Here is a 240-nt window from a genome sequence, read left to right on the forward strand (position 1 = left end):
GAGTCGCGGAAGAACCTCGGCGTCGACGAACTCCACGGCATCGATGACCCGAACCCCGGACTCCTGAGCTGATTCGAGCAGGATCCGCAGACCCTCGGTGCATGAGGACGCGTCGCACACGACCGGCAGTTGCCCGTCGCGGGTCGCGCGCAGAAGCGAAGCGGTCACCCGCCCCTTCATTACGTCGTACCCCTCAGTGAGGCCCTTGGATTTCCAGGGTGTGCCGCAGCACAGCGAAGG

General features: G+C 65.4%; 1 protein-coding gene. It reads right to left on the reverse strand.

What is annotated here, in order from left to right:
- Positions 1–180: hypothetical protein (locus tag SB775_RS33395; protein WP_410865590.1), on the reverse strand; the 180-nt coding region annotated here is incomplete at its 3' end.
- Between the last annotated feature and the right edge of the window lie 60 nt (positions 181–240).

The organism is Peribacillus sp. SIMBA_075 (assembly GCF_046534585.1).